The organism is Psychrobacter sp. AOP31-B2-9, from assembly GCF_052378005.1.
Taxonomy (GTDB): domain Bacteria; phylum Pseudomonadota; class Gammaproteobacteria; order Pseudomonadales; family Moraxellaceae; genus Psychrobacter.
On the sequence record NZ_JBQSXG010000179.1, the window covers coordinates 1 to 5,423 of the forward strand.

General features: G+C 42.0%; 4 protein-coding genes. All 4 read right to left on the reverse strand.

Features of this window, described 5'->3' with window-relative positions:
* On the reverse strand, positions 1-446 hold a 446-nt coding region (locus ACT3SX_RS13750; RefSeq protein WP_444761784.1), incomplete at its 3' end, for a hypothetical protein.
* Between the two features lie 525 nt (positions 447-971).
* Positions 972-1,238 (reverse strand): hypothetical protein, encoded by a 267-nt coding sequence (locus ACT3SX_RS13755; protein ID WP_192520630.1) that lies wholly within the window; start codon positions 1,236-1,238, stop codon positions 972-974.
* Positions 1,239-1,635: 397 nt separating this feature from the next.
* Positions 1,636-1,947: a YrhK family protein gene (locus tag ACT3SX_RS13760; RefSeq protein ID WP_192520629.1), complete on the reverse strand. Its 312-nt coding sequence runs from the start codon at positions 1,945-1,947 to the stop codon at positions 1,636-1,638.
* Positions 1,948-2,379: 432 nt separating this feature from the next.
* Complete coding sequence (gene uvrA / locus ACT3SX_RS13765) at positions 2,380-5,286, reverse strand: excinuclease ABC subunit UvrA (RefSeq protein ID WP_192520628.1); 2,907 nt, start codon at positions 5,284-5,286, stop codon at positions 2,380-2,382.
* Positions 5,287-5,423 lie beyond the last annotated feature (137 nt).

Below are 5,423 nucleotides of genomic sequence, written 5' to 3' on the forward strand. Positions count from 1 at the left end.
TATATGAAATATTTTTTTTCAATTAGGGGAATGTTTTTTTCTGGTACTAGTATAAGGAGTGGTAACGATAAGCAGATAAACAGAAAAGTACTTATGGGATTCTTGTATTTTTGATGTAATTCTTCATATAGATCTAGCTGCTCAATATATAACCATCTCAAAATTGCTGGTGCAATGCAGAAAGCAAATAGGAAGCCGACTAATACTGTAAAAATTCCGAACGTCAATGCTGACACAGCACTATTATCTAGCAATGCATTATAGGTTAGTGACGGGTAGCCAATTTCTACTAAGTAAAACTTAATAAAAAAGCGTGAAGAAAGGTAGGCGATTATCGAGCTACTCAACAAACTACCAATAATCGCCCAGGACTTCTCTTTTATTAGATCAGCTAGCTTACTACTCAGTGAGACAGTAGGTGTTTGGTCTGGGTTTTCGCTATTCATAAGTGGTTATGTAATATATTACTATTGTTGGTTTTTATTCTAACTCATATTTAGCTTTGAAAGTAGCATATAGCCCTGACATCCGATAGATAGCCATACAAGCAGACGTAGCTAATAATAAACTATAAAGAAATAAACCATAAACCATAACCCAAAAGCCTAATTAGAATGATGAACACATCATTTAAAATAGACGGAATGAAAAATGGAAATGAAGTATAGCTTGCTGCATTCGCAATAATATAGGCGATGATTGCTAGCATTTGTATTAATACGAAATGAACAAACGAACTAATAACCACCATATATGGACTTTTATCAGCAGACTCCCAGAATTTAGAGTATGCATGCTAATGTAATTATTTTTAATATAGAGCCTATCGATTAAAGCGAACGTTATGCTTCAAGGTATAAGAGATAAGATGTGTGACCACTACAGAATTAAGCCTTAGTCAAATTTAGAACAAAAAAACCACCCTATAAAGAGTGGCCTTTTATCAATGAGTATCTAAAAAACATCAGTTATTAGTGACGACTTTGGCCTGCAGGCTTGTCATAGCCTTTTGCACTCATGCACGAATCTATTTTCTTCATATCACTTTTGTTTGGGCGACTATCTTTAGTCATTTTCACACCATTGTTTCTAGCGCAATCGTCCATGGCTTGTTTCATATCCGCTGACATAGCTGGTCTTTGATGCTGGTGATCGCTTGTGCCGTTTGATGTTCCGCTTGATGCACAGGCAGCAACGCCAACAGTAGATGCTAAGACGATAAATAGTAGTTTTTTCATGAGAGATCCTTAAGAGTTTCAGAGGTCATACAAGAGTGATGAGCATCAATTCGTGCGTGCTATATCGTTATTAATTAGTTGTTTCTATCTCGTATGTGTTTACGCATAATGTTGAAGCATTTAAATATTAATACATTCGACTTTTAAGTATCTTTAATAAAGATTAAGAAAGGTAACGCAACAGAACCGTATAGTTTGAAAATTGATATCTTAATACCACTCAATAAAAAGGCCGCCCTATAAAGAGTAGCCTTTCACGATAATCATCCCACTATTTTTAACGCCTTCAGGGCCTAGATCATTCATTCACCAGTTAGCGCAATAGTCCGAAGTTCTTCAGTATCAACAAGCTCTAAAAGTCGTTTCTCAAGATTTGCCACATCCTACCTGCCACGTCTTAAAATAGACTCAGAGTATCATTAGAAGTAGCGATATTTACCGTGGTATATTTCTTTAGGTGCACGCGGTGGGCAAAGTGTGTGACAGGACGAATCAACATCTCCACGCTACCAGCAATAAACAGATACGTTCCGATCTCTTTCCATGAGGGATATAAAAACATAATACTCCCTACCAAAAACCAAACACCAATCAATATATCATTAACAATACTGAGGACTTGATAACGGTTATGAATAATGAGCGCTTCTGGCCCTAAATGAATCATCAAGTTTGAGTTATTGCCTTTTGCTTTGGTGTGTTGATCCATGTCATGTCTCATCATTATGTCGAGTCGTTAATTGAAAAAAATGGTTATAAATTTATACGCGTTACGGATATAGGTTATATGTGTGTACGTCATAGTCAATCCTACATAAAAGAGGTGTAGCGATACAAAGATACATTTTTTTGCTTGCTGTGCTTGTACAGGAAAAGGCTGCGCAAAATATAGTCAAATCCATATAAATCCGCTACATCGTCATACTCGCTAACCATACTAATGTATCGCTTGCAATCGGTTTCCTTATATCGAAATTATTTGAACTCAACTATATCATTCGTATCGCTGTATTTACTTTATAGTGAATCGCCTATAGTTGACAAATAAAAGTAAGAGTATTCTTCATTGCCTAATCACTCGTTCAACAAAAAAGCCATCCTGATAGGATAGCTCTGATGTCGTTATAAATTTAGAATAAAACTAGCTGACTTCTTTCATACCTTGCTCAAGCATCGGTTTTAAGAATACACCAGTATAGGATTCTTTAACTTCTGCCACTTGCTCAGGCGTGCCTTCGGCGATGATCATACCACCACCTTTACCGCCTTCAGGGCCGAGATCAATCACCCAATCTGCCGTTTTGATTACATCTAAGTTGTGCTCGATGACCACGATGGTATTACCTTTATCACGTAGGGCATGCAGAATAGTGAGCAACTTATCGATATCATGGAAGTGCAAGCCGGTCGTTGGCTCATCTAAGATATAGAGCGTCTGTCCAGTATCACGCTTGGCCAGTTCACGAGCCAGTTTAACCCGTTGCGCTTCACCACCAGATAAGGTTGGTGCAGACTGACCCAAGCGAATATAGCCTAGACCAACATCCATCAAGGCTTGCAGACGACGATAAATCGCTGGAATCGCTGAGAAAAACTCAGTGGCATCTTCAACGGTCATGTCAAGCACTTCAGCGATACTCTTGCCTTTATAGTGAATCTCTAACGTCTCACGGTTGTAGCGCTTGCCCTCACAGCTATCGCAGGGCACATACATATCTGGTAAGAAATGCATCTCAACTTTGATAAGACCATCACCTTGACACATTTCACAGCGTCCGCCTTTTACGTTAAAGCTAAAACGACCAGGCTTATAGCCACGAGCACGCGCTTCTTGTGTCTGTGCGAACATCTCACGCACAGGGGTAAACACGCCAGTATAAGTTGCAGGGTTTGAGCGCGGTGTACGACCAATTGGGCTTTGATCGATATCGACCATTTTGTCCAAATGCTCAAGACCGCTAATACTTTCAAATTTATCGGCGATCAGGGTTGAGGCATTATTTAATTGCGTCGCCGCCAACGGCATAAGTGTGCGGTTAATCAGCGTCGATTTACCCGAACCAGATACGCCAGTCACACAAGTCATGACACCGACAGGTATGGTCAAATCCACCTTATGCAAATTATTGCCTGAGGCGCCTTTTAGCTCGATGGTCATCGGGGCTTTTTTGGATTTAGCCTTACCTTTGACTTCGACATCCATGGTTTTGGCAGTATGACGAACGGTTGGAATTTCAATTTTTTTCTTACCAGACATGTATTGCCCAGTCAGCGATTCTTTATTTGCCATGATGTCATCGACTGTACCTTGTGCAATCACGTGACCACCATGCACACCCGCACCGATACCGATGTCGATGACGTGATCCGCTTGGCGAATCGCATCTTCATCGTGTTCTACGACCAGTACGGTATTACCCAAATCACGCAAGCGCGTGAGGGTTTTTAGCAGGCGATCATTGTCACGTTGATGTAGGCCGATAGATGGCTCATCGAGTACATACATGACGCCCATGAGACCAGCACCAATTTGACTGGCAAGTCTGATACGCTGCGCTTCACCGCCTGATAAGGTTTCGGCAGAGCGGGCGAGTGTCAGATAGTCTAGGCCAACACTTACTAGGAAATTCAAACGCTCGTTGATCTCTTTAAAGATTTTTTCTGCGACTTCGCCTTTATGACCATCGATTTTTAGGGTCTTATAATAGTCGGCAGCATCACCGATAGAGAGTTTGACGATTTCTGCGATGGTTTGTCCATCGACACGGACATTGCGCGAGATTTCATTGAGACGCGCGCCATCGCAGACATTACAAGTGGTATCTGCCAAGTATTTTGCCAGCTCATCACGAACGAGGTTGCTTTGTGTCTTGGCATAACGGCGTTCTAAATACGGAAGCACTCCTTCAAATGGAACGGTTTTATTGGTTTTGCGACCGCGCTCATCGGTAAAGTTAAAGGTTAGTTTCTCTTTACCAGAACCTTGCATGATGAGGTCTTGCTGTTTTTTACTCAGGTCTTGCCATGGGGCATCCATATCAATATCGAAATGCTGACAGACTGTACTTAGTAAGCCAAAATAGTAAGCATGGCGTTTGTCCCAACCATTAATCGCGCCTTGATTGAGCGATTTTTCGTGATGAGTGATCAGCTTCTCAGCAGAGAAGTATTGACGTTTGCCAAGGCCATCACAGCTTGGACACGCGCCGTATGGATTATTAAAACTGAACATGCGCGGCTCAAGCTCTGGTACGGCACGGTCACAGACAGGGCAGGAGTGCTTAGCCGACATGACTTGATTGTCATCACCACCTTCTTTTGGATTACCATCCATGAAGTGTAGGGTAACCAGTCCTTGACCCAAGCGAAGAGCTGTTTCCAAACTTTCAGCGACACGGTTACCCAAGTCGTCACGGACTTTAAAACGGTCAACCACGACTTCGATGGTATGTTTCTTTTTCTTATCCAGCGTCGGCAGCTCGTCAGTATCATAGACATCACCGTCGACACGTACCCGTACAAAACCTTGACCGATGAGCTGCTCAAGCAAGACAGTATGCTCACCTTTACGCTCACGAATAACGGGTGCCAATATCATAAGCTTGGTATCAGCTGGCAATGCCATAATTTGATCGACCATTTCGGTGACTGACTGCGCCACCATTGGCTCGCCATGTTCAGGACAGTATGGCGTACCGATGCGTGCATAGAGCAGACGTAAGTAATCATAAATCTCGGTAATCGTGCCGACCGTAGAGCGTGGGTTGTGGTTGGTCGATTTTTGCTCAATAGCAATCGCAGGGGACAGACCCTCGATACTATCGACCTCAGGTTTTTCCATTTGCGAGAGGAATTGGCGCGCGTAAGCAGATAGGCTCTCAACATAACGGCGTTGCCCTTCGGCATATAAGGTGTCAAATGCGAGCGAAGATTTACCAGAGCCTGATAGACCCGTAATCACCACAAATTTATCTCGTGGAATGTCTAGGTCGATATTTTTTAGATTGTGTGTGCGTGCGCCGCGTATTGCGATATGGTCATGTGCCATCGTTGATAGGTTTCCTATTTGCTAAAGGGGGCGATAAAGATACGTTCAATAAGTAAGCAAAATCATAAGTGATGCTTGTATTCATATGGCTTTATAAAAGGTGATTCGTTTTACAAAGCGATATAAATACTTATCTA